Below are 21,910 nucleotides of genomic sequence, written 5' to 3' on the forward strand. Positions count from 1 at the left end.
ATATTAGTGAATGTTTAGTTTTATTTATCAATAAAATATTTTTTTGTTTAATAAACTGAAAGTGCAACATTATGTAAATAGATTATATATTTTCTATTTTTATGTACGAAATTGGAAATACAAAAAGAGTGGGATTTTTGAGCATAAGCCTTGTAACGAAAAGCAAGTTTATAAGGCAATTAAATGACTTGTATCAAGGAGTGCGGGCGTAACATGTTACAAAGCTGGAGAGTTAAAAAGAATATGGTGTTTTTTTGTTTGTATAGGATAATCAAAATTTTGAAGTCCAGCCATGGTGTAACTGGGCACATAACTTTTTATAAAAGAGGATATGAAAACACACATAAGTCGTATTGATGTAAAACATTATAAAAGCTGCTACGTATTTAATATGTAGTTTTTTGTATTTCATCCGTCGTTTTCTGTAACTGATTCCATATTTTTGACGCTCTATCTTGTAAGTGCTTACATAAGCGGAAACATCCTATACAATGAAGTTGTTAAATCGAATGAGGTGGCGAAAATGAAAATAAAAAAAGCATATTTAGAGAATAGCATTGAAATAGAAAGAGGAGGCGGAATGATATGAAAAAATCAACTGTTAATCCATGGCTTGTTGTCCTTGGCACGGTCATAGTACAAATGGGGCTTGGAACGATATATACATGGAGTTTATTCAATCAGCCTTTAGTTAGTAAATACGGTTGGAGTCTAAACGCTGTTGCAATAACTTTCTCAATTACTAGTCTTTCCTTAGCATTTTCAACTTTATTTGCGAGTAAATTGCAAGAAAAATGGGGACTTCGTAAACTTATTATGATAGCTGGACTAGCGTTAGGACTAGGATTAATACTTAGTTCACAAGCTTCTTCATTAATATTGCTTTATGTACTAGCAGGAGTTGTTGTAGGTTACGCGGATGGTACAGCATATATTACTTCACTATCCAATTTAATAAAGTGGTTTCCAGAGCGTAAAGGTTTAATTGCTGGTATTTCTGTCTCTGCATATGGTTCGGGTAGCTTAATCTTTAAATACATTAACGCACAGTTGATTGAATCAGTTGGTGTATCACAAGCGTTTATATACTGGGGTTTAATTGTTACAGCTATGATTGTAATTGGCGCTTGTTTAATCCATCAAGCTGCAGATCAAGGAGCAGTTCATGAAACAAAAACTCAGGAATATACAACGAAAGAAATGTTAGGCACAAAACAAGTATACTTATTATTTATTATGTTATTTACATCATGTATGAGTGGCTTATACTTAATTGGTATGGTAAAAGACATTGGTGTTCAACTTGTAGGGCTTAGCGCAGCGACAGCAGCTAATGCGGTGGCTATGGTTGCAATCTTCAATACATTAGGTCGTATTATTCTAGGACCGTTATCAGATAAAATCGGCCGTTTAAAAATCGTTACTGGTACTTTTGTTGTTATGGCGGCTTCAGTTTTAGTTCTAAGTTTCGTAGATTTAAATTATGGTATCTACTTCGTATGTGTAGCAAGTGTAGCGTTTTGCTTTGGTGGAAATATCACTATTTTCCCGGCTATTGTTGGTGATTTCTTCGGTATGAAAAATCATAGTAAAAATTACGGAATCGTGTATCAAGGATTTGGATTTGGAGCGCTTGCTGGTTCCTTTATCGGTGCAATTCTAGGTGGATTTAAACCAACTTTCATGGTTATCGGCGTATTATGTGTCGTGTCATTTATTATCGCAATTTTAATTCAAGCACCTAAACAGAAAAAAGAACAAGAAGAAGAGTATCGCAGCGTAGCATAAGTGTATAAATCTTCTATAGCACTATGATTACGAAAAAGCATCCTATTAAATAGGGTGCTTTTTTTATGAGTTATTTTAACAAGGTTAAATTACTTTTGGAATTTTTTTAGGTGTAAAAGTGAGTGAAATATCCATTTGGATTATATTTGAATATAATAAATCGATATATCGTATTCGAAATATGTAATAAATCTTAAATAATAAAGAAGACATTCATTGGTATTTGCAATATATATTTTCAGAAAAATATTGAGAAAATATATACTTGAGTTTTTCATAAAGCATTTTAAAAGAAGGTATATACAGTTTATTCTCTTCAATTTTAAAAAGAGGAGTTTGAATTTAATTTATAATGTAAGTACTTTTAATGCTTTTAGATATGATTTTATTAAGAGGCTTTAAAATGTTTTATTTGAAAAATAAAAAAAGATTGACAAGTTTATTGAGAAACATTATCATTTCGTTGTAAGAATATTAAATGAAAAACATTATCAGTAAATATTATTTTGATGAAAAGTACACTTGACCAATTAGTTTAGTAAGTGTATTATTTTTTACATAGATAATGATAATCATTATCATTAATTGTTTAATTAAATTAATTTTCAAATGAAAGGATAGAGGAAATGAATTTAGGGGAATTTGATGGGAAGACCGTTATAGTAACAGGTGCAGCCCAAGGTATAGGTAGTGTTGTAGCAAAAATGTTTTTAGAAAGAGGAGCTACAGTTATTGCGGTTGATCAAAATGAAGAAGTGCTAAATATGTTATTAAATCATTGTGCATCATATGAAACACATATGAAGACATTTCATTTAGATGTGAGTGATAGCACTGCTGTTGAAGAGGTAGTAAACCGAATTGAAAATGACATAGCACCGATAGATATATTAGTAAATGTTGCAGGGGTTTTACGTATGGGAGCGATTTACTCTTTAAGTGATGAAGATTGGAATAAAACATTCTCTGTAAATACTACAGGAGTTTTCTATATGTCCCGAGCGGTAAGTAAGCGTATGATGGTAAGAAAATCAGGGGCAATTGTTACAGTTGGCTCAAATGCGGCAAATACTCCGAGAATGGAAATGGCTGCGTATGCTGCATCAAAAGCTGCAACGACCATGTTCATGAAATGTTTAGGATTAGAGCTTGCAGCATACAATATTCGCTGCAACTTAGTTTCTCCAGGTTCTACTGAAACTGAAATGCAAAGATTATTATGGGCTGATGAGAATGGAGCTAAAAATATAATTGCTGGTTCTCAAAATACATATAGACTCGGTATACCGTTACAAAAAATTGCACAACCTTCAGAAATTGCTGAAGCAGTATTGTTTTTAGCTTCTGATAAAGCGAGTCATATTACAATGCACAATTTATGTGTCGATGGCGGAGCTACATTAGGAGTTTAATAAAGTGAAACTTTAATTAGTGGGGGTTTTGTTCATCCCCCACTGATTATTAGTTGAACCAATCGGGCTTTTACGGGCAGTTGATCCCCACCTAACTTCTTTGCTTCCGCTGAATTTTGAGGTGCGGATCTTACTGCCCGTTAATGCGGGATAAAAAATTCAGGAGGTTTTCATACTATGAATGAACTTACAGCCGTAAAGAAACTGTCAGAAAAATTATTAGAAGATTATAAAACTGAATCTTCGTTCTTTTTCGCTTCACCAACTCGAACGATATTGACAGAAGGAGAGTTTACTACAGTAAAACATCATGAAATTGAAAGTTTTCCAGAACTTGTACAAGCGGTATTAAGTAATGCAAAACAAGCCGGAAATCCGAATCCTATCGTTGTTGGTGCTTTGCCTTTTGATCGTAGAAAAGAAGTTCAACTTATTGTACCGGAATATTGGAGAATTACTGAGCGTTTACAGTTGGAGACAACAAATGAGATAAAACGAAATGAGAAACTGACATTTGAAATGACACCGGTTCCAGCTCCTGAAGTTTATATGAATGGTGTGAAGCAAGGGATTGAAAAAATTCAGGACGGAGATTTAAATAAAATCGTTCTATCTAGATCGTTGGATGTTAAATCTTCAGAGAAGATTGATAAACAAAAACTACTTCGCGAATTAGCAGAACATAATAAGCACGGTTATACATTTGCTGTGAATTTACCGAAAGATGAAAACGAGAAAAGTAAGACATTAATTGGAGCAAGCCCTGAATTGCTTGTTTCACGTAGTGGTATGCAAGTCGTTTCTAATCCATTAGCTGGTTCAAGACCAAGAAGTGACGATCCAGCTGAAGATAAAAGAAGAGCAGAGGAATTACTCTCTTCACCAAAAGATTTACATGAACATGCGGTAGTAGTTGAAGCGGTTGCTGCTGCACTTCGTCCGTGCTGTCATACATTGCATGTGCCAGAAAAACCATCAGTTATTCATAGTGAAGCAATGTGGCATTTGTCTACAGAAGTGAAAGGTGAACTTAAGGATCCGAATACTACTTCTTTACAATTAGCAATTGCTCTTCATCCTACGCCAGCAGTTTGCGGAACTCCAATGGAAGAAGCAAGAGAGGCTATTCAAAAAATTGAGCCATTTGACCGTGAATTCTTTACAGGAATGTTAGGGTGGAGCGATCTAAATGGAGATGGCGAATGGATTGTTACAATTCGTTGTGCTGAAGTGCAAGAGAATACACTTCGTTTATATGCAGGAGCTGGAGTTGTTGCTGAGTCAAAACCAGAAGATGAGCTAGCAGAAACGTCAGCTAAATTCCAAACGATGCTGAAGGCTTTAGGATTAAGAGATAATTCATTGAATGAAAAATAGGGGGAAGAAAGAATGTTAACAGGTTATACGGAATGGCCAAAAGAATTTACCGATCGTTACCGAGGAGAAGGGTGTTGGCTTGGTGAAACATTTGGCGGAGTGTTAAGAGAACGTGCTGAAAAATATGGAGATCAGATTGCAGTTGTAAGCGGTAATACGCATATAACGTATAGTGAATTTGATAAAAAGGTAGATCGCTTAGCTTCAGGTTTACTGAATTTAGGAATAAAGAAAGAAGACCGTGTTGTAATCCAGTTACCTAATATTATAGAGTTTTTCGAAATATGTTTTGCGCTATTTCGAATTGGAGCGCTTCCTGTTTTTGCACTACCTTCACATCGAAGCAGTGAAATTAGTTATTTTTGCGAGTTTGGTGAGGCGAGTGCTTACGTTATTTCAGATAAGGCTCTTGGCTTTGATTACAGAAAACTAGCAAGAGAAGTAAAAGAAAAAGTGCCTACTTTACAACATGTAATTGTAGTGGGAGAAGAAGAAGAATTTGTGAACATAAATGAACTTTATATGGATCCAGTTCTATTACCAGACGTTCAGCCAAGTGATGTTGCATTTCTCCAATTATCAGGAGGAACAACAGGACTTTCTAAATTAATTCCTAGAACACATGATGACTATATTTATAGTTTACGTGTTAGCGCTGAAATTTGTAATTTGAATGCAGAAAGTGTCTATATGGCAGTTCTTCCAGTAGCACACAATTACCCGATGAGTTCCCCAGGGACATTTGGAACTTTCTATGCGGGTGGAAAAGTAGTGCTGGCAACTGGAGGGAGTCCAGATGAGGCATTTGCACTTATAGAAAAAGAAAAAGTTACGATTACCGCTCTCGTTCCACCATTAGCAATGATATGGCTTGATGCTGCATCTTCTCGTAATGACGATTTATCAAGCCTAGAGGTTATTCAAGTAGGCGGTGCGAAATTTAGTGCCGAAGTTGCAAAGCGCATTCGCCCTACATTTGGATGTACGTTACAGCAAGTGTTTGGTATGGCAGAAGGGTTAGTAAATTACACAAGACTAAATGACCCTGAAGAAATCATTATTCATACACAAGGTAGACCGATGTCTACATTCGATGAAGTAAGGGTTGTTGATGAAAATGATAACGATGTAAAACCTGGTGAAGTAGGTAGTTTATTAACACGAGGTCCATATACAATTCGTGGTTATTATAAAGCAGAAGAGCATAATGCACGATCATTTACAAAGGATGGATTTTATCGCACAGGTGATCTTGTAAAAGTAAATGGACAAGGTTACATCATTGTAGAAGGAAGAGACAAAGATCAAATTAATCGTGGTGGTGAGAAGGTTGCTGCGGAAGAGGTTGAAAATCATCTATTAGCACATGATGCAGTACATGATGTAGCAATTGTATCTATGCCTGACGATTATTTAGGAGAACGTACTTGCGCTTTTGTTATAGCTCGTGGACAAGCTCCAACTGTAAGTGAATTAAAAACGTTTTTAAGAGAACGCGGTATAGCGGCTTATAAGATTCCAGATCGAATTGAATTTATTGAATCATTCCCGCAAACAGGTGTTGGAAAAGTAAGCAAAAAAGAATTACGTAAAGTAATTACTGAAAAACTTATTACAGTAAAACGATAAAAAACTATTAAAATCGGAAGGAAGTGATTAGATGGCTATCCCATCTATTTCAGTATATAAAATGCCAATTGAATCAGAACTACCAAAAAATAAAGTGAATTGGACGCCAGATCCGAAACGTGCGGTTCTTCTAATCCATGACATGCAAGAATATTTTCTTGATGCATATAGCGATAAAGAATCGCCAAAAGTAGAACTAATTTCAAATATTAAGGTGATAAGAGAAAGATGTAAGGAACTTGGCATACCAGTTGTTTATACAGCACAGCCTGGTGGACAAACGTTAGAACAACGAGGGTTATTACAAGACTTTTGGGGTGATGGTATTCCCGCTGGACCGGATAAAAAGAAAATTGTCGATGAACTTACTCCTGATGAGGATGATATATTCCTAACAAAATGGAGATATAGTGCATTTAAAAAGACGAATCTATTAGAAATTTTAAATGAACAAGGACGAGATCAACTTATTATTTGCGGTATTTATGCGCATATTGGCTGCCTTTTAACAGCTTGTGAAGCATTTATGGATGGTATAGAGCCATTTTTTGTAGCAGATGGAGTAGCTGATTTTTCACTAGAGCATCATAAACAAGCATTGCAGTATGCATCTAATCGATGTGCAGTAACGACATCAACAAACTTAATATTAAAAGATTTACAAAGTGTAAAAGGTGATGAGAGTAAAGGGATCACTTTACAGGAAGTGCACGAACTAGTTGCACAACTACTTCGTGAGCCAGTAGAGAGTATTAAAGTTGATGAAGATTTATTAAATAGAGGACTTGATTCGGTCAGAATTATGAGTTTAGTAGAGAAGTGGCGTCGCGAAGGGAAAGAAATCACTTTTGCAGATTTAGCAGAACGTCCAACTGTTGCCGATTGGTACAGTTTACTATCTTCACAAGCAGCACAGATGTTGTAACAAATAGACTACATAATAAAGGGGTAGTAAAGAATGTCTAATTGTCAAAAGACTCGTCATTCGTTATCGTCTGCACAATCTGGTATGTGGTTTGCGCAGCAATTAGATCCGCTTAATCCGATTTATAATACTGGGGAATATGTAGAAATAAACGGAACGATTAATCAAGAAATTTTCGAGTTAGCTGTACGTAAAGTTATAACGGAAGCAGAGGCACTTCATGTTCGTTTCGAAGAGGATGAAATTGGCCCATGGCAAGTTATTGAGGAATCGTCAAAGTTTCATATGCATTTTATTGACGTTCGTAAAGAAAAAAATCCTGAAGAAGCTGCTAAAGTATGGATGAAAAATGATTTATCTATGCCTGTGGATTTAAAAGAGGATAAATTATTTACCGAAGTACTTATTCAAGTTGAAAATAATCGTTACTTTTGGTATCAGCGCATCCATCACATTGTGATGGATGGCTATGGATTTTCACTTCTTAGCCAAAAGGTAGCGAATGAGTATACATCACTTATAGAAGAAACAAACAAGAATGAAAAGCCATTTGGTTCTCTTGCAAAAATTGTACAAGAAGATAATAAGTATCGTGAGTCTAAACAATTTCAGGAAGATCGTACTTTTTGGTTAGAAAAGTTTGCAGATGAACCAGAAGTTGTAAGTTTGGCAGAACGAGCGCCGAGAACATCAAATGGATTTTTACGGGAAACTGCTTATTTATCAAATGCTAGTACGAAAACTTTACTAGAAGATATTAATATTCCGTTAACGAGTTGGCCCGAATTTATTGTAGCCGTAACAAGTATTTACATGCATAAATTAACAGGTGCAAATGATATTGTTTTAGGGTTACCGATGATGGGGCGTCTTGGTTCTGTATCTATTCATACACCAAGCATGGTAATGAATTTAGTTCCACTTCGTCTCACTATAACTCCAAATATAACTCTTGCGGAATTCATACAGCAAGTTTCTAAAGAAATTCGGGACGTACGTCGTCATCATAAATACCGTCATGAGGAATTAAGGAGAGACTTAAAGTTACTAGGTGAAAATCAAAAGTTGTTTGGGCCGTTAGTGAATGTTATGCCTTTTGATTACGGACTTAACTTTGCTGGAAATCGAGGTATTACACATAATTTATCAGCAGGACCTGTCGATGATTTAACGATAAATGTATATAAACGTTTCGATGAAAATGAGTTAATGGTTCATTTTGATGCGAATCCAGAAGTATATAGCGATATGGAACTAGCATTGCATAAAGAAAGATTTATGAATCTATTAGAAGTAGTAGTAAATAATTATGAGAAAAACGAGCCGATTGGAAAAATAAACATTACTCTTCCTGAAGAAAATCATAAAGTTTTATTGGAATGGAATGAAACGAAGGAAGCTGAAGAACTAATCAAGCTACCTTTATTATTTGAAAAACAAGTACAAAAAAATCCGAATAAAATAGCGGTTACTTGTAACGGGAAAAAACTTACGTATAAAGAGCTAAATGAACGAGCGAATGAATTAGCAACCTATTTAGTAGAAGAAGGAATACAAGCAAATCAGTTTGTAGCCTTAGTATTTCCAAGATCAATAGAAATGGTAGTTAGTATGCTAGCAGTTCTAAAGGCTGGTGCAGCGTATTTACCGATAGATCCAGAATATCCAGCCGAGCGAATTCATTATATAGTAAATGATGCAAATCCAGTTTGTATCATAACACATTCATCTGTTTCATCTACTTTAGTTATAGAAAATGATATTAAAAAAATTATATTAGATAGCGAAGAAACGAAAATAGCGTTAAAAACATATTCTCATATGAATATACCATTTAAAAATGATGAATCACTTTTAAACCCAGCGTATACAATTTACACTTCAGGATCAACCGGAAATCCAAAAGGTGTAATTGTTACTATGAAAGGTTTAAGTAACTTCTTATTAGCTATGAAAGATATGTTTTCATTAAATGAAAACGATCATTTATTAGCAGTTACAACGTTTGCGTTTGATATTTCTGCTCTAGAAATTTATTTACCTCTTATTAGTGGTGCAAGTTTAACAATTGCACAAAAAGAGGTAATCCAAGAGCCTTCTGCGTTAACCACATTGTTACAAGAAGAAAGAGCGACAATTATGCAAGCTACACCGACGTTGTGGCAAGCGTTAGTAAATGAATATCCAGAGAGGATACAAGGGCTAAACGTACTCGTTGGCGGTGAAGCTCTTCCGGCACATTTAGCAAATACATTAAAAGAATTAGGTTGCTCTATAACTAACTTATATGGACCAACTGAAACGACTATTTGGTCTACTTTCATGAACATTGATGACAGTGAAAATGGTATACCTCCTATTGGAAGACCAATTTGGAATACAGAAGTGTACGTTTTGGATGCAGGGTTACAACCTGTTCCACCTGAAGTTATCGGTGAATTATATATTGCAGGAGAAGGACTTGCGAACGGATATTTAGGAAAACCGGAGTTAACGGCTGAACGATTTGTTGCAAATCCATACGGAGAACCAGGGAAGCGTATGTATCGCACAGGTGATCTTGTGAAATGGCGTAACGACGGTGTGCTAGAGTACGTGAGCCGAGCAGATCATCAAATTAAAATTCGTGGTTTCCGAATTGAATTAGCTGAAATAGAAATGGTATTACAACGACATGAAAATATTCAACAAGCGGTAGTAATGGTACGAGAAGATCGCCCAAATGATAAACGAATCATTGCGTATATCGTTGCCGAAGAGAAGGAACCAATTAATCTTTCAGAGATTCGTTCTTATGTTTCAGAAAGTTTAGCGAATTATATGGTACCATCGGCATTTGTTGCACTAGAAGAATTACCATTAACACCAAATGGTAAGGTTGATAGAAAGAAATTACCTGCTCCTGATTTTAATGGAATGAACAATGAGAGAGTTGCTAGAAATCCGAAAGAAGAAATACTATGTGATTTATTTGCAGAAGTACTTGGTGTTTCGCGAATTAGTATAGATGATAATTTCTTTGAAATGGGTGGCCATTCGCTTCTTGCATCTCGTTTAATGGCAAGAATTCGTGAAACGTTAAGTGTAGAATTAGGGATCGGAAAGCTATTTGAATCACCAACTGTTGTTGAATTAGCGAAACAATTAGATCGTGCAAAAAGCGCAAGACCAGCTATTAAGAAAGTAAGTAGGCCAAATGAAGTTCCACTTTCATTTGCACAGCGCAGGTTATGGTTCTTAAATTGTTTAGAAGGTCCAAGTCCTACTTATAATATTCCGTTAGTCATTCGTATGTCTGGAAAATTGAATGAGGAAGCACTGCAAGGTGCCTTTTATGATGTAGTGAAGAAACATGAAACACTTAGAACAATTTTCCCTAACGTATTAGGTAGTTCATATCAGAAAATTTTAAATATGGAAGACTTAAATCTAGAAATGATTATAACAAAAACAAGTAAAGATGAATTAGAAAGTGTACTTTCAGAGGCGGTAAAATATAGCTTTAACCTAGATGTTGAGCCAGCAGTTCGTTTACAACTTTTTAAAGTGAGTGACAACGAACATGTTTTACTAATTCTTTTACATCATATTGTAGGAGATGGATGGTCATTACAACCGTTAACGAGAGACTTTACACTAGCTTATAAAGCACGATGTCAAGGTGATAGTGTTCAATTAGAAGCCCTTCCAGTTCAATACGCAGATTATTCACTTTGGCAACAGCAACTACTAGGTGATGAATCTACACCAGAGAGCCTTATTTCAACACAATTAGATTTTTGGAAAGAAGAGCTAAAAGGTTTACCAGATCAAATGGAGTTGCCTACAGATTATCAGCGTCCAATTGAAACAAGTTATCGCGGAGAAACAATTCATTTTCATATAGATAAAGGTATGCATAGTAGGTTAGTAGAACTTGGTCGTAAAAATGGAGTTAGTTTGTTTATGGTGCTGCAAGCGGGACTTAGTGCACTATTTACAAGATTAGGTGCTGGAACTGATATACCAATTGGAAGTCCGATTGCCGGAAGAAATGACGATGCGCTATCAAATATAGTGGGTTTATTTGTAAATACATTAGTGTTACGTACAAATACATCAGGAGATCCAAGTTTTAAAGAATTATTAAATAGAGTAAAGCAGGTAAATCTTGCAGCGTATGAAAATCAAGATGTTCCATTTGAACGACTCGTTGAAGTGTTAAACCCAGTACGTACCCGAAATAGTCATCCGCTGTTTCAAGTTATGTTAGCTTTCCAAAATACGCCTGAAGCGACGTTTGATGTCCCGGATTTAGAAGCGAGCCTTGAAATTCAAAGTGTTGGTTCTGCAAAATTTGATTTAACATTTGAAATTAGCGAGAGTAATGGAGTTGATGCTACTCCAAACGGCTTACACGGATTGTTAGAGTTTAGTACCGATTTATATAAACGTGAAACGGTTCAAAAAATAATAGAACGATTCATTCTATTATTAGATGATGCAGCGAAACATCCGGATCAATCAATTGGTAGATTAGAAATATTAACTTTAGCAGAGCGAAATACAGTTTTAGAAAAGTGGAATGGTGGTTTTCAAATTGTGCCTGAAATGACATTGCCACAATTATTTGAAAAGCAGGCTCATGTAAATCCAAATTCTATTGCTGTCGTCTTTGAAGGTGAAAAGCTAACTTATGAAGAGTTAAATAGAAAAGCGAATAAAATAGCTCGTTCGTTAATAGCAAAAGGAATCGGTCCTGATCAACTCGTTGCTTTAGCGATGCCGAGATCTTTAAATATGGTTGTGAGTTTACTTGCGGTTCTTAAAGCAGGAGCAGGTTATCTTCCATTAGATCCAGAGTACCCGTCAGATCGTATTTCATTTATGCTTCACGATGCGAAACCATCATGTGTTTTAACAAATTTAGATGTGGAAATTGAATGTGATGAGGCACTAAAGATTTTAGTTGATGATGTGAACGTAATAGAAGAAATTGAGAAATATAGTGAAGACAATATTGATGAAATGGAGCGTATGAAGCCGTTATCTCCTTCACATATTGCTTACGTTATTTATACGTCAGGCTCAACAGGTAGACCGAAAGGGGTTATGATACCTCATCAAAATGTAGTAAGACTTTTAGGAGCAACTGATCATTGGTTCCAATTTGACGCAGACGATGTGTGGACGATGTTCCATTCATATGCTTTTGATTTCTCGGTTTGGGAAATTTGGGGACCTTTATTATATGGAGGGCGTTTAATTGTAGTACCACATACTGTAAGTCGCTCGCCGAAAGAATTTTTACAGCTTCTTGTTAAGGAAAAGGTTACAGTTTTAAACCAAACTCCATCAGCGTTCTATCAATTGATGCAAGCAGATCGTGAAAATGAAAAGATTGGTCAAAAATTATCTTTACGATATGTTGTTTTTGGCGGAGAAGCACTTGAACTAAGTCGATTAGAGGATTGGTATAGTCGCCATCCTCATAACGCACCGAAACTTATTAATATGTACGGTATAACGGAGACGACGGTACATGTTAGTTATATTGAGTTAGATGAGAGTATCGTTTCTTTACGAGCAAATAGTTTAATCGGGTGCAGTATACCAGATCTTAAAGTATACGTATTAGATAACTATTTACAACCAGTGCCACCAGGAGTAGTTGGAGAAATGTATGTTGCAGGTGCTGGACTAGCTCGTGGATATTTAGGAAGAGCTGGATTAACTGCTGAACGCTTTATCGCAGATCCATTTGGTAAACCTGGTACAAGAATGTATCGTACAGGAGACTTAGCTCGCTGGCGTCAAGACGGGACGTTAGATTATATAGGACGTGCAGATCATCAAATTAAAATTCGTGGATTCCGAATTGAATTAGGGGAAATAGAAGCGGTCATAATGAAACACGATAAAGTTGAACAAGTAGCCGCTATTGTCCGAGAAGATCAACCAGGGGATAAACGATTAGTTGCTTATATCGTCGCATCAAATAATGAAACGATTGATACGAATGAAATGCGTCAGCATGCTGGAGGTAGTTTGCCAGATTATATGGTTCCATACGCTTTTGTAGTAGTAAATGAGTTACCTTTAACTCCAAACGGTAAATTAGATAGAAAGGCATTGCCAGCTCCAGAATTTATTGCATCATCTTCTAGCCGCGGACCGAGAACACCGCAAGAAGAAATGTTATGTGACTTGTTTACAGAAGTTTTAAGTGTGTCTCAAATTGGAATTGACGACGGATTCTTTGATCTTGGTGGTCATTCACTTCTTGCAGTGCAGCTTATGAGTCGCATGAAAGAGGCACTTGGCGTTGAACTGAATATTGGAACTTTATTTGCAGCACCTACTGTTGCGGGGCTTGCTGAAAGACTTGAAATGGGGAATAGTCAAAGTGCACTTGATGTGTTACTTCCATTACGAGCAAGCGGAGATAAATTACCACTATTTTGTGTACATCCAGCAGGTGGATTAAGTTGGTGCTATGCAGGACTTATGAAATCTTTAGGAACAGATTATCCAATCTATGGTGTACAAGCGCGTGGTATCGCTAAAAATGAAGAACTTCCAAAAAGCTTAGAGGAAATGGCGGCGGATTATTTAAAACATGTTCGTGAAGTACAGCCTCACGGACCATATCGTTTACTTGGATGGTCGCTTGGAGGAAATGTTGTTCATGCAATGGCGGCGCGACTACAAAATGAAGGGGAAGAAGTAGAATTACTCGTTATGCTCGATTCTTATCCTGGTCACTTCTTACCGAATACGGAAGCACCTACTGAAGAAGAAGCGTTAATCGCATTACTTGCTTTAGGTGGATATGATCCAGATAACATGGAGGGTAAACCACTTACTATGGAAAGTGCGGTTGCAATACTTCGTAAAGATGGAAGTGCATTAGCAAGTCTTGAAGAAGAGACTATTTTGAACTTGAAAGAAACATATGTAAATTCGGTAGGGTTGTTAGGAAAATATGTACCGAAAGTTTATAACGGGGATATTTTATTCTTTAGATCTACTATTATACCAGACTGGTTTGATCCTATTTCTCCAAATACATGGCTAAATTATTTAGATGGAGATATCGTGCAACATGATATTGATTGTAGACATAAGGATTTATGTCAGCCAGGGCCGCTTACAGAAATTGGACAAGTGCTAGCGAAATATTTGCAGAATAAGAAAGGGGTAAGTAGAGTATGACGAATCCATTTGAAAATGATAATTACACATATAAAGTATTAATGAATGAGGAGGGCCAGTATTCTCTCTGGCCGGCCTTTCTCGATGTACCTATTGGATGGAATGTCGTACATGAAGAAGCTAGCAGACAAGTTTGCTTAGAATATGTTGAATGTAACTGGAAAGATTTGAATCCAAAAAGTAATCAAGTTAGCGAAAAAACATTAGTAGGAAAACGATAATGAAAGCAAAAATAAATCCAAAAGTAGTTGTAAGCATCGTTTATATAACAGCGATGTTTATGGCTGCGATGGATGCAACGATTGTGAATGTAGCACTGCAAACGATAAGCAAAGAACTGCAAGTGCCCCCATCTGCAATGGGAACAGTAAATGTTGGGTATTTAGTTAGTTTAGCTGTTTTCCTTCCGATTTCTGGTTGGTTAGGAGATCGCTTTGGTACGAAAAGAGTATTTTTAATTGCTCTTTTCGTATTTACAATTGCCTCTGCTTTATGCGGAATGGCTAACGATATTACTTCATTAAATATTTTCCGTATCATTCAAGGTGCTGGTGGAGGGCTTTTAACACCGGTCGGAATGGCGATGTTATTCCGAACATTTTCACCAGAGGAAAGACCGAAGATTTCCCGGTTCATTGTACTTCCAATTGCTGTAGCACCAGCGATCGGACCAATTATTGGTGGTTTCTTTGTAGATCAAATGTCTTGGCGCTGGGCATTTTATATTAATCTGCCGTTTGGTATCATTGCGTTGCTATTTGGACTTCTATTTTTAGCAGAGCATATTGAAAAATCAGCTGGTCGTTTTGATTCTCTCGGTTTTGTTCTTTCAGCACCAGGTTTTGCGATGCTAATCTATGCACTTAGCCAAGGACCATCAAAAGGTTGGATTTCTCCAGAAATAATAAGCACTGGGATAGCTGGGATTCTGTTCATTACATTGTTTATTATTGTAGAACTGAAAGTAAAGCAACCGATGTTAGATTTACGCTTATTAAAAGAACCAGTTTTTAGAAAAATGAGTCTCATATCCTTGTTTTCATCTGCTGGTTTACTAGGAATGTTATTTGTTTTCCCGCTTATGTATCAAAATGTAATCGGAGTTTCCGCGCTGGAATCAGGTCTTACGACATTCCCAGAGGCGATTGGATTAATGATTTCTTCACAGATTACGCCATGGTCATATAAGAAATTAGGAGCTCGAAAGGTAATCTCTATTGGATTAATAAGTACAGCGGTTATATTTGTTTTATTAAGTTTTGTAAATCACGATACGAATCCATGGCAAATACGGGCACTATTGTTTGGCATAGGTATTTTCTTAGGTCAATCTGTCGGTGCAGTTCAATTTTCTGCATTTAACAATATCACACCACCTTCTATGGGGAGAGCAACTACTATATTCAATGTGCAAAATCGATTAGGATCTGTAATAGGAGTTGCTGTTTTAGCTAGTATACTATCTGGATTTGGAAGTAATAGTGTACAAAATGATGCTCCAGCCGATTTCTTGCCATATCAAGCAGCATTAATTGGATCGGCAATATTTTTACTTCTAGCATTACTATTTTCTTTACGTATTTCTGATAAAGAAGTAATGTCAAAGAAGAATAAAAAGCCGTTATCTGTATTACAAAAAGAGAAAGAAGTTGTAAATGAATAAGTTGTAGCATGTCAATACTCTTTTGAAATAAAGTGATATTGGCATTTAAAAGGAGAGAGTTTACATGATAGAAAGTAAAGTTGTAGATTCTATACCAACTTTGAATGAGAATGATTGTCAAATATGGTGGGCGAGAATTTCAGATTTACAATCATGGCATTACAATTTACTAAATGATGTAGAGCGAGAGAAAGCAAATTCATATCATCATTCGGCAGATCGTGCACGTTTTATAATAGGTTGCGTAATTAGTAGATTAGTCCTTGGAAAGATACTTTCCATTTCACCAGTTCAAGTGCCGATTGATCGAATGTGCCCAGTATGTAAGTTACAACATGGTAGGCCGCAATTACCAGAAGGTATGCCACAATTATCAGTTTCACATTCGGGTGAGTGGGTTGTCGTTGCATTTACAAAATCTGCATCTGTCGGTGTTGATATTGAACAAATGAATCCAAATGTAGAAGTGATGAAAATGGCAGAGGGCGTATTAACAGACATTGAAATAGCACAAGTTATGAAATTACCTAATGAGCAGCGACTAGAAGGATTTTTAACATATTGGACTCGAAAAGAAGCAGTGCTGAAAGCGACAGGTGAAGGGCTATTGATTCCACCAGTAGAAATTACTGTATCAGCTCCAAATGATCCTCCTAAATTGTTGGTTTTTAAGGATAGACAAGAGTTAGCAGAAAATACACGGATGAAAGATGTAAGACCTAGTTTAGATTATATGGCTTCCATTGCAATATTTAGTAAAGAAGTAACTGAAATTAAGCAGTTAGACGCGGTATCGCTATTAAATTATAAATCAATTTAATAAAATATTTTATAGAAGAGGTGTTCCTCATGTTAGTGGCGGAAAATAGAAAAAGTGAATTAACTTATAATGTACAAGCAATTAAAAATATTTTATTTTCTAGAGATACATCATCTATTCTTGCTTTAGAAAAGCTTTTGAATGATACAGTTCAATTTGATGTTCTAGAACAAGAAGTAATGGATAGGCAGTACATTCCGAAAGAAGCAAAGAATTTCTTTGATAAAAACGGAACATTTCTTTATCGTGTATCTAATGTTAGTTATAAAGGCAAGGTGTTATCTGAAAATCTAATTTTTGCGGACACTTCGTTTTTACCGGACACGATAAAGAGTGAATTAGAGAGTGAAAATATTCCAGTTGAAAAGCTTATAGAAAAGATGGAAGTAAGAAGAAACGTATTATACGAAGGGTATCAGCCTTCTGGAAATATTATCGAGTTGTTTGATGGATGCTCGGTAGCGGCAAATGTGTATCCAACTAGAAAATATCAAATTGTAAGTAATTGCAAATGTATATTTTATATTTGTGAAGTTTATCATGCAGAGAATATAAAGGAAGTACTTAAATAAGAAATAAACAAAAAAACCAGCCATTTTATAGGCTGGTTTCTTGTTTATTTAACAGCTTCTTTTAATTCTTTACCTGCTTTAAATGCTGGAACTTTACCAGCTGCAATCTGAATTTCTTCTCCAGTTTGCGGGTTACGACCTGTGCGAGCAGATCTTTCACGCACTTCAAAAGTTCCAAAGCCAATCAGTTGAACTTTATCGCCAGATTGTAATGCAGTGGCAATTGAGTCAAATACAGATTGTACAGCTGCAGAAGCGTCCTTTTGAGAAATATCAGCTGATTGTGCCACATTTTTAATTAATTCTGTTTTATTCATGTTTTCACCTCATAAAAATTTTTTAGAAAGAATGTTTTAGTATAATGGATAGTAAAGATAAGGCTAACTTTGTGATTAGAAAGAATGCTGTATATTAATGTTAATTTCGTTGAAAGAAACTGAATCCCTGCAAATTAAAAGGGATTTATTAAGAATTGATGCATACGACAAGCTATAATATGAAGATGAGGGGGAGTATACAGATGATTTTTCGTGAAAAGAATGAGAAACAAAGTATATTAATTCGTCAACATGATCATGGTTTTTTAGCTGGAGAGATTGCAAAGCATATAAAAGAAGAATTTTTTGAAGGTAAAACATATTTAAAAGAAACAGTTGATGCAATATATGAGCATGACAGAGGATGGATAGAGCTTGATAAAGTACCAATTTTGAATGATGCTAAAAATATTCCATATACATTTATGGATTGTCCAAGTTCATTACGCTTTGTTTTTTATACGATTGGTTTGAATGAAATTGAAGATTCTAATCCATACGGGGCGCTACTTTGTAGTAAGCACTTTTTATCATTTCCATTAAATGAGGAAGATGAAGAGATGATGTCTTTTTATAAACATGAATTAGAACGACAAAAAAGAATTTTGAAAACGCTAACAAATGAACGATATGCGATGTTCGATAAACATTATAGATTATTAAAGTTGTGTGATGAACTTTCTTTATATGTATGTATGAATAAACCTGGTGTAAAAAAGAAAGATGAAATTGATTTATTTAAAGATGGTTTTGAAGGAACAGAAATGTTTAATAGTAAGGGGGAGAAGCCTATTCAAGCTGAATGGGTGGATGAAGAAACAATTCAAATTACGCCGTTTCCATTTAAAACGGAATTTTATACGTATGTAAAATATAAAACTATAAATAAACATGAAATGAATGAAAAAGGGATTGTAAAAGCTGATAGAGAATCGGAAATGAAGAAGCAAAACATTCATTTCATACAATAAGGAGACGATTTAGATTGAAAGATTACATGTTAAAACAGTTTGATTACCATGCTTGAGCTAATACACGATTATTCAACCGACTAAAAGAGTTACCAAACTAGGAGACAATTTTTAATGAACAGATACAGAGTGTATTCTCCTCAATTAAGGATACTTTTTTACATATTTATATTACCGATCACGTATGGTTACACATATTACATGGTAAAAGTATGAGTGAGGCAATACAAGATCGTGAAAAACTATAAAAACAAGTTGTTACATGAATTAGAAAAAATGTTTATAAATATGGCAAATCAGTATAAAAAATTTCTAAATACACTAAAAGAAGTAAATGCTGTATTTGTTATTGAGAACCCTTATGTAGGGAAATTAGAAACTTCAATTTTAGAGCTAGTACCACACGTCGTAAATCATTGTACATATCATAGAGGGAATATAACAGCGATGCTTCGTCAACTATGATGGATTTTGTACTTTATTTACATATGGTTCAGAAGGATGGGGAGTAATATAGTTTGAAAAAAAGAATGCTCATTATATATGAGTCATTCCTTTTTTGATAGATTAACTGTGACTTTAAAATAAAGTTATACTGTTTAAAGAAAGTGTTATTTATGTTAATCATGAAGGGATATTCTTAAACTAACAGTTGTGTTTGTTTAAGTGGACAATAATTAAAACCCACATATTTTGAACAATCATTTTTCAAAATATGTGGGTTTATTCTATATACAATCGATATTTGTAATGAAATTTGAACTGATTTTATTTCAAGCAAACATTAACTTGCCTGTTTTTTATTGTGTTTTTTTAATTTCTCCGCTTGTAAAAACCGATTTGTTTCAGCGACAACTACACCACTTAATCCAATTAGACCAATTAAGTTTGGAATCGCCATAAGCCCATTCGCGATATCGGCAAATGTCCATACAACACCTAACTTTAAATTAGCTCCAATAGCAATCATAACGATAAAGATTGCTTTATAATATCGTACAGCACCTTGTCCAAATAAATAAGCTACACACTTCTCACCGTAATACGACCATCCTAAAATAGTAGAGTAGGCGAATAATATAATGGCGATACCGAGAATCATACTACCAGCAGTACCGAATACGGATTGGAATGCTAATGTTGTAGCTTCAACTCCGGTTTTACCAGATTTCCATGCACCTGTTGTAATTAATACAAGTCCTGTAATTGTACAGACGATAAATGTATCAAGAAAAGTACCAGTCATAGAAACTAAAGCTTGTTTTGCAGGTGAATCTGTTTTTGCTGCAGCCGCTGCAATAGGAGCACTACCTAAACCAGCTTCGTTCGCAAATACACCACGCGCCATTCCTATTTGAATAGCTGATGCAACTGTCGCTCCAATAAAACCACCAGCGGCTGCTGTACCTTGAAATGCACCAGAAAAAATAAGTGAAAATGCTTCTGGAATTTGATCAAAGTGATAGAAAATAATAATAAGACCAGCAATTATATAAAAGAAAGCTTTAATAGGAACGATAAATCCCGTCACTTTCCCGATTTTTTTTACACCGCCTAAAATAACAATAGCGATTAAAAATGACATGAATATACCAGTTAAAGCAGGGGGGAAAGAGAAGTTGATTCGCATTGCCTCTGCAACTGAATTAGATTGCACCATATTACCGATACCGAAAGATGCAGCTGTGCCGAATATAGCGAATAAAACAGCCAGCCACTTTTTCCCTAAACCACGTTCTAAATAATACATTGGTCCACCGGAGTATTCACCATTTTCATTACTAACACGGTATTTCACCGCAAGGATTGCTTCGGCATACTTTGTTGCCATTCCGAATAAAGCAGTAATCCACATCCAAAAGATTGCGCCGGGTCCACCAATTGTTACAGCAGTTGCGACACCCGCTATATTTCCCATACCAATCGTTGCAGCCATAGCTGTCATCAGTGCTTGAAAGTGACTAATATCTCCAGAAGATGATGTATCCTCTGATTTTTTAAAAGCTAGTTTGTGAGCGTATATTAGTTTACTAAACTGTAAACCTTTTAAGCGCACTGTGAGAATAATACCAGTTCCAACGAGTAGCAACAAAGTTGGTAACCCCCACACATACTGATTAATTTGTTCTAATACTTTACTTACTGTCTCCATCTGTATTCTCCTTTTTTAGAAAAAATAAAAACCACTTCAAGGAAATGAAATGGTCTCTGGAGAAACAAGGAATAGAAAAATAAACCGATACAAATCGGCATTTTCTTTCGCTTGTCTCTGTCCTTTTTACCTGAGAGATTATCCGCTAGATTAGCGGATTTGCTCCTTCGGCGCTCTTTTTCCTCCGCGCTATTAAAAGCGAGAGGGAGTCTCTCCAGAGATTCGTCCCCATGCAGTTCTACTTGTAACCAAGACCTGAGAGTTTCAAAGTTGGTATTACAACTTTTTGCCCCGTCGGTAGATCAATAGACCTTCTCCTGAATGGTTCATCCGAATTATAAAATTCAAAACTTAAACGCATTGATTGTGTATAGAATCAATAAAAACATTATAGATATACAATTAGTGAAATGCAATCATTTTTTATTTTGAAATAGTAAACAGTTTATTTTTTAGAAATTCCTAATTTATCCTTAACTTCATTTAAAGTAGATAAAGCAATGACAATATGTTGATCGGCAAGCCCTAAAGCCTGTTTTGTATTTTCAATTATTTCATTGGTTGGAGTAGAATTATTGTATTTATCAATAATTAAATCTGCTGCATTTTTCATGTAATTTGATGCGGATTTAAACTGAGTTCTGAATTGGATTAGTTGTTTTTGTATATGTATATCCGTTATGTTTTCTTCGATTTTTATCGTGTCTATTTCGTTCATAATTGTTTCATATTGTTTGGAAACTGCACTCATTGTAATTAATAGTTTATTTCTATCCACTGAATCTCCGTTCGTGTTAATCTCTTCCCAGGCAGGCAACCAATCTTTTTCGATAATGTCATTATAATTAGTAGTCAATTCCTTAATTTTAGGTTGTAATTTAGTTTTGAATGCTTTTGTATCAACTGTTTCTATGGTTACTTTTTTGTTATTATTTTTATCTTTAATTGTGTAGAAAATGATAAAAATAGAAATTACAACCATCCATTTATTAAAAAACAATTTCTTCAATGTGCAACGCCTCCAAAAATAAAAAACTTATAATTACAATATACAACAATAATGTTATTGAAGGTAGAGAATATAAGCAGT

At 35.3% G+C, this 21,910-nt stretch carries 14 protein-coding genes, 1 pseudogene and 1 riboswitch; of the genes and pseudogenes, 12 read left to right on the forward strand and 3 right to left on the reverse strand.

Annotation, left to right across the window (positions count from 1 at the left end; all coding sequences use genetic code 11):
• The first annotated feature begins 585 nt into the window (after nucleotides 1-585).
• The 10 genes from BAQ49_RS12250 (at nucleotide 586) to BAQ49_RS12295 (ending at nucleotide 17,380) form a co-directional block, all read left to right on the forward strand.
• Complete coding sequence (locus BAQ49_RS12250; RefSeq protein WP_071745535.1) at nucleotides 586-1,788, forward strand: L-lactate MFS transporter; 1,203 nt, start codon at nucleotides 586-588, stop codon at nucleotides 1,786-1,788.
• Between the two features lie 626 nt (nucleotides 1,789-2,414).
• Nucleotides 2,415-3,200 carry a 2,3-dihydro-2,3-dihydroxybenzoate dehydrogenase gene (dhbA, locus tag BAQ49_RS12255; protein ID WP_071745536.1) on the forward strand — a complete coding sequence of 262 codons (786 nt, stop codon included), beginning with the start codon at nucleotides 2,415-2,417 and terminating at the stop codon, nucleotides 3,198-3,200.
• Between the two features lie 177 nt (nucleotides 3,201-3,377).
• On the forward strand, nucleotides 3,378-4,577 hold the full coding sequence (gene dhbC / locus BAQ49_RS12260; RefSeq protein ID WP_071745537.1) for an isochorismate synthase DhbC: 1,200 nt from the start codon (nucleotides 3,378-3,380) through the stop codon (nucleotides 4,575-4,577).
• A gap of 12 nt (nucleotides 4,578-4,589) precedes the next feature.
• On the forward strand, nucleotides 4,590-6,206 hold the full coding sequence (locus BAQ49_RS12265; RefSeq protein WP_071745538.1) for a (2,3-dihydroxybenzoyl)adenylate synthase: 1,617 nt from the start codon (nucleotides 4,590-4,592) through the stop codon (nucleotides 6,204-6,206).
• A 31-nt stretch (nucleotides 6,207-6,237) separates the two neighbouring features.
• A complete protein-coding gene (locus tag BAQ49_RS12270; protein ID WP_071745539.1) occupies nucleotides 6,238-7,131 on the forward strand; it encodes an isochorismatase family protein in 894 nt (297 codons plus the stop codon).
• A 33-nt stretch (nucleotides 7,132-7,164) separates the two neighbouring features.
• Nucleotides 7,165-14,325: a non-ribosomal peptide synthetase gene (locus BAQ49_RS12275; protein WP_071745540.1), complete on the forward strand. Its 7,161-nt coding sequence runs from the start codon at nucleotides 7,165-7,167 to the stop codon at nucleotides 14,323-14,325.
• Nucleotides 14,322-14,546, forward strand: a complete 225-nt coding sequence (locus BAQ49_RS12280; protein ID WP_071745541.1) for an MbtH family protein — start codon at nucleotides 14,322-14,324, stop codon at nucleotides 14,544-14,546. The genes BAQ49_RS12275 and BAQ49_RS12280 overlap by 4 nt, the downstream gene beginning before the upstream one ends.
• Complete coding sequence (locus BAQ49_RS12285; protein ID WP_071745542.1) at nucleotides 14,546-15,988, forward strand: MDR family MFS transporter; 1,443 nt, start codon at nucleotides 14,546-14,548, stop codon at nucleotides 15,986-15,988. The genes BAQ49_RS12280 and BAQ49_RS12285 overlap by 1 nt, the downstream gene beginning before the upstream one ends.
• 64 nt (nucleotides 15,989-16,052) lie before the next feature.
• On the forward strand, nucleotides 16,053-16,808 hold the full coding sequence (gene sfp, locus BAQ49_RS12290) for a 4'-phosphopantetheinyl transferase Sfp (RefSeq protein ID WP_071745543.1): 756 nt from the start codon (nucleotides 16,053-16,055) through the stop codon (nucleotides 16,806-16,808).
• A 29-nt stretch (nucleotides 16,809-16,837) separates the two neighbouring features.
• Nucleotides 16,838-17,380 (forward strand): cold-shock protein, encoded by a 543-nt coding sequence (locus tag BAQ49_RS12295; protein WP_071745544.1) that lies wholly within the window; start codon nucleotides 16,838-16,840, stop codon nucleotides 17,378-17,380.
• Nucleotides 17,381-17,424: 44 nt separating this feature from the next.
• Here the strand turns inward: BAQ49_RS12295 and BAQ49_RS12300 are convergent, their stop codons facing one another.
• Nucleotides 17,425-17,697: a non-specific DNA-binding protein Hbs gene (locus BAQ49_RS12300; protein ID WP_071745545.1), complete on the reverse strand. Its 273-nt coding sequence runs from the start codon at nucleotides 17,695-17,697 to the stop codon at nucleotides 17,425-17,427.
• A 203-nt stretch (nucleotides 17,698-17,900) separates the two neighbouring features.
• Between BAQ49_RS12300 and BAQ49_RS12305 the strand changes: the two genes are divergently transcribed.
• Nucleotides 17,901-18,668, forward strand: a complete 768-nt coding sequence (locus BAQ49_RS12305) for a DUF3891 family protein (protein ID WP_071745546.1) — start codon at nucleotides 17,901-17,903, stop codon at nucleotides 18,666-18,668.
• 14 nt (nucleotides 18,669-18,682) lie between these two features.
• A pseudogene (locus BAQ49_RS32240) lies at nucleotides 18,683-19,180 on the forward strand (DinB family protein).
• A gap of 272 nt (nucleotides 19,181-19,452) precedes the next feature.
• Here BAQ49_RS32240 and BAQ49_RS12320 read toward each other — a convergent pair.
• Together BAQ49_RS12320 and BAQ49_RS12325 are read right to left on the reverse strand one after the other, a co-directional pair.
• Nucleotides 19,453-20,820, reverse strand: a complete 1,368-nt coding sequence (locus BAQ49_RS12320; protein WP_071745547.1) for an alanine/glycine:cation symporter family protein — start codon at nucleotides 20,818-20,820, stop codon at nucleotides 19,453-19,455.
• 107 nt (nucleotides 20,821-20,927) lie between these two features.
• A riboswitch (glycine riboswitch) is annotated at nucleotides 20,928-21,048 on the reverse strand.
• Nucleotides 21,049-21,265: 217 nt separating this feature from the next.
• Nucleotides 21,266-21,829: a hypothetical protein gene (locus BAQ49_RS12325; protein ID WP_071745548.1), complete on the reverse strand. Its 564-nt coding sequence runs from the start codon at nucleotides 21,827-21,829 to the stop codon at nucleotides 21,266-21,268.
• Nucleotides 21,830-21,910 lie beyond the last annotated feature (81 nt).

The organism is Bacillus proteolyticus, assembly GCF_001884065.1.
Classification (GTDB): Bacteria; Bacillota; Bacilli; order Bacillales; family Bacillaceae_G; genus Bacillus_A; species Bacillus_A proteolyticus.

Bases quoted from the DNA above. Each gene is read 5' to 3' on its own strand.
- BAQ49_RS12320 (WP_071745547.1), bottom strand. From the start codon at position 20,820: ATGGAGACAGTAAGTAAAGTATTAGAACAAATTAATCAGTATGTGTGG.
- BAQ49_RS12305 (WP_071745546.1), top strand. From the start codon at position 17,901: ATGATTTTTCGTGAAAAGAATGAGAAACAAAGTATATTAATTCGTCAA.
- BAQ49_RS12300 (WP_071745545.1), bottom strand. From the start codon at position 17,697: ATGAATAAAACAGAATTAATTAAAAATGTGGCACAATCAGCTGATATT.
- BAQ49_RS12280 (WP_071745541.1), top strand. From the start codon at position 14,322: ATGACGAATCCATTTGAAAATGATAATTACACATATAAAGTATTAATG.
- BAQ49_RS12270 (WP_071745539.1), top strand. From the start codon at position 6,238: ATGGCTATCCCATCTATTTCAGTATATAAAATGCCAATTGAATCAGAA.
- BAQ49_RS12275 (WP_071745540.1), top strand. From the start codon at position 7,165: ATGTCTAATTGTCAAAAGACTCGTCATTCGTTATCGTCTGCACAATCT.
- BAQ49_RS12265 (WP_071745538.1), top strand. From the start codon at position 4,590: ATGTTAACAGGTTATACGGAATGGCCAAAAGAATTTACCGATCGTTAC.
- dhbC (WP_071745537.1), top strand. From the start codon at position 3,378: ATGAATGAACTTACAGCCGTAAAGAAACTGTCAGAAAAATTATTAGAA.
- BAQ49_RS12285 (WP_071745542.1), top strand. From the start codon at position 14,546: ATGAAAGCAAAAATAAATCCAAAAGTAGTTGTAAGCATCGTTTATATA.
- sfp (WP_071745543.1), top strand. From the start codon at position 16,053: ATGATAGAAAGTAAAGTTGTAGATTCTATACCAACTTTGAATGAGAAT.
- BAQ49_RS12295 (WP_071745544.1), top strand. From the start codon at position 16,838: ATGTTAGTGGCGGAAAATAGAAAAAGTGAATTAACTTATAATGTACAA.
- dhbA (WP_071745536.1), top strand. From the start codon at position 2,415: ATGAATTTAGGGGAATTTGATGGGAAGACCGTTATAGTAACAGGTGCA.
- BAQ49_RS12250 (WP_071745535.1), top strand. From the start codon at position 586: ATGAAAAAATCAACTGTTAATCCATGGCTTGTTGTCCTTGGCACGGTC.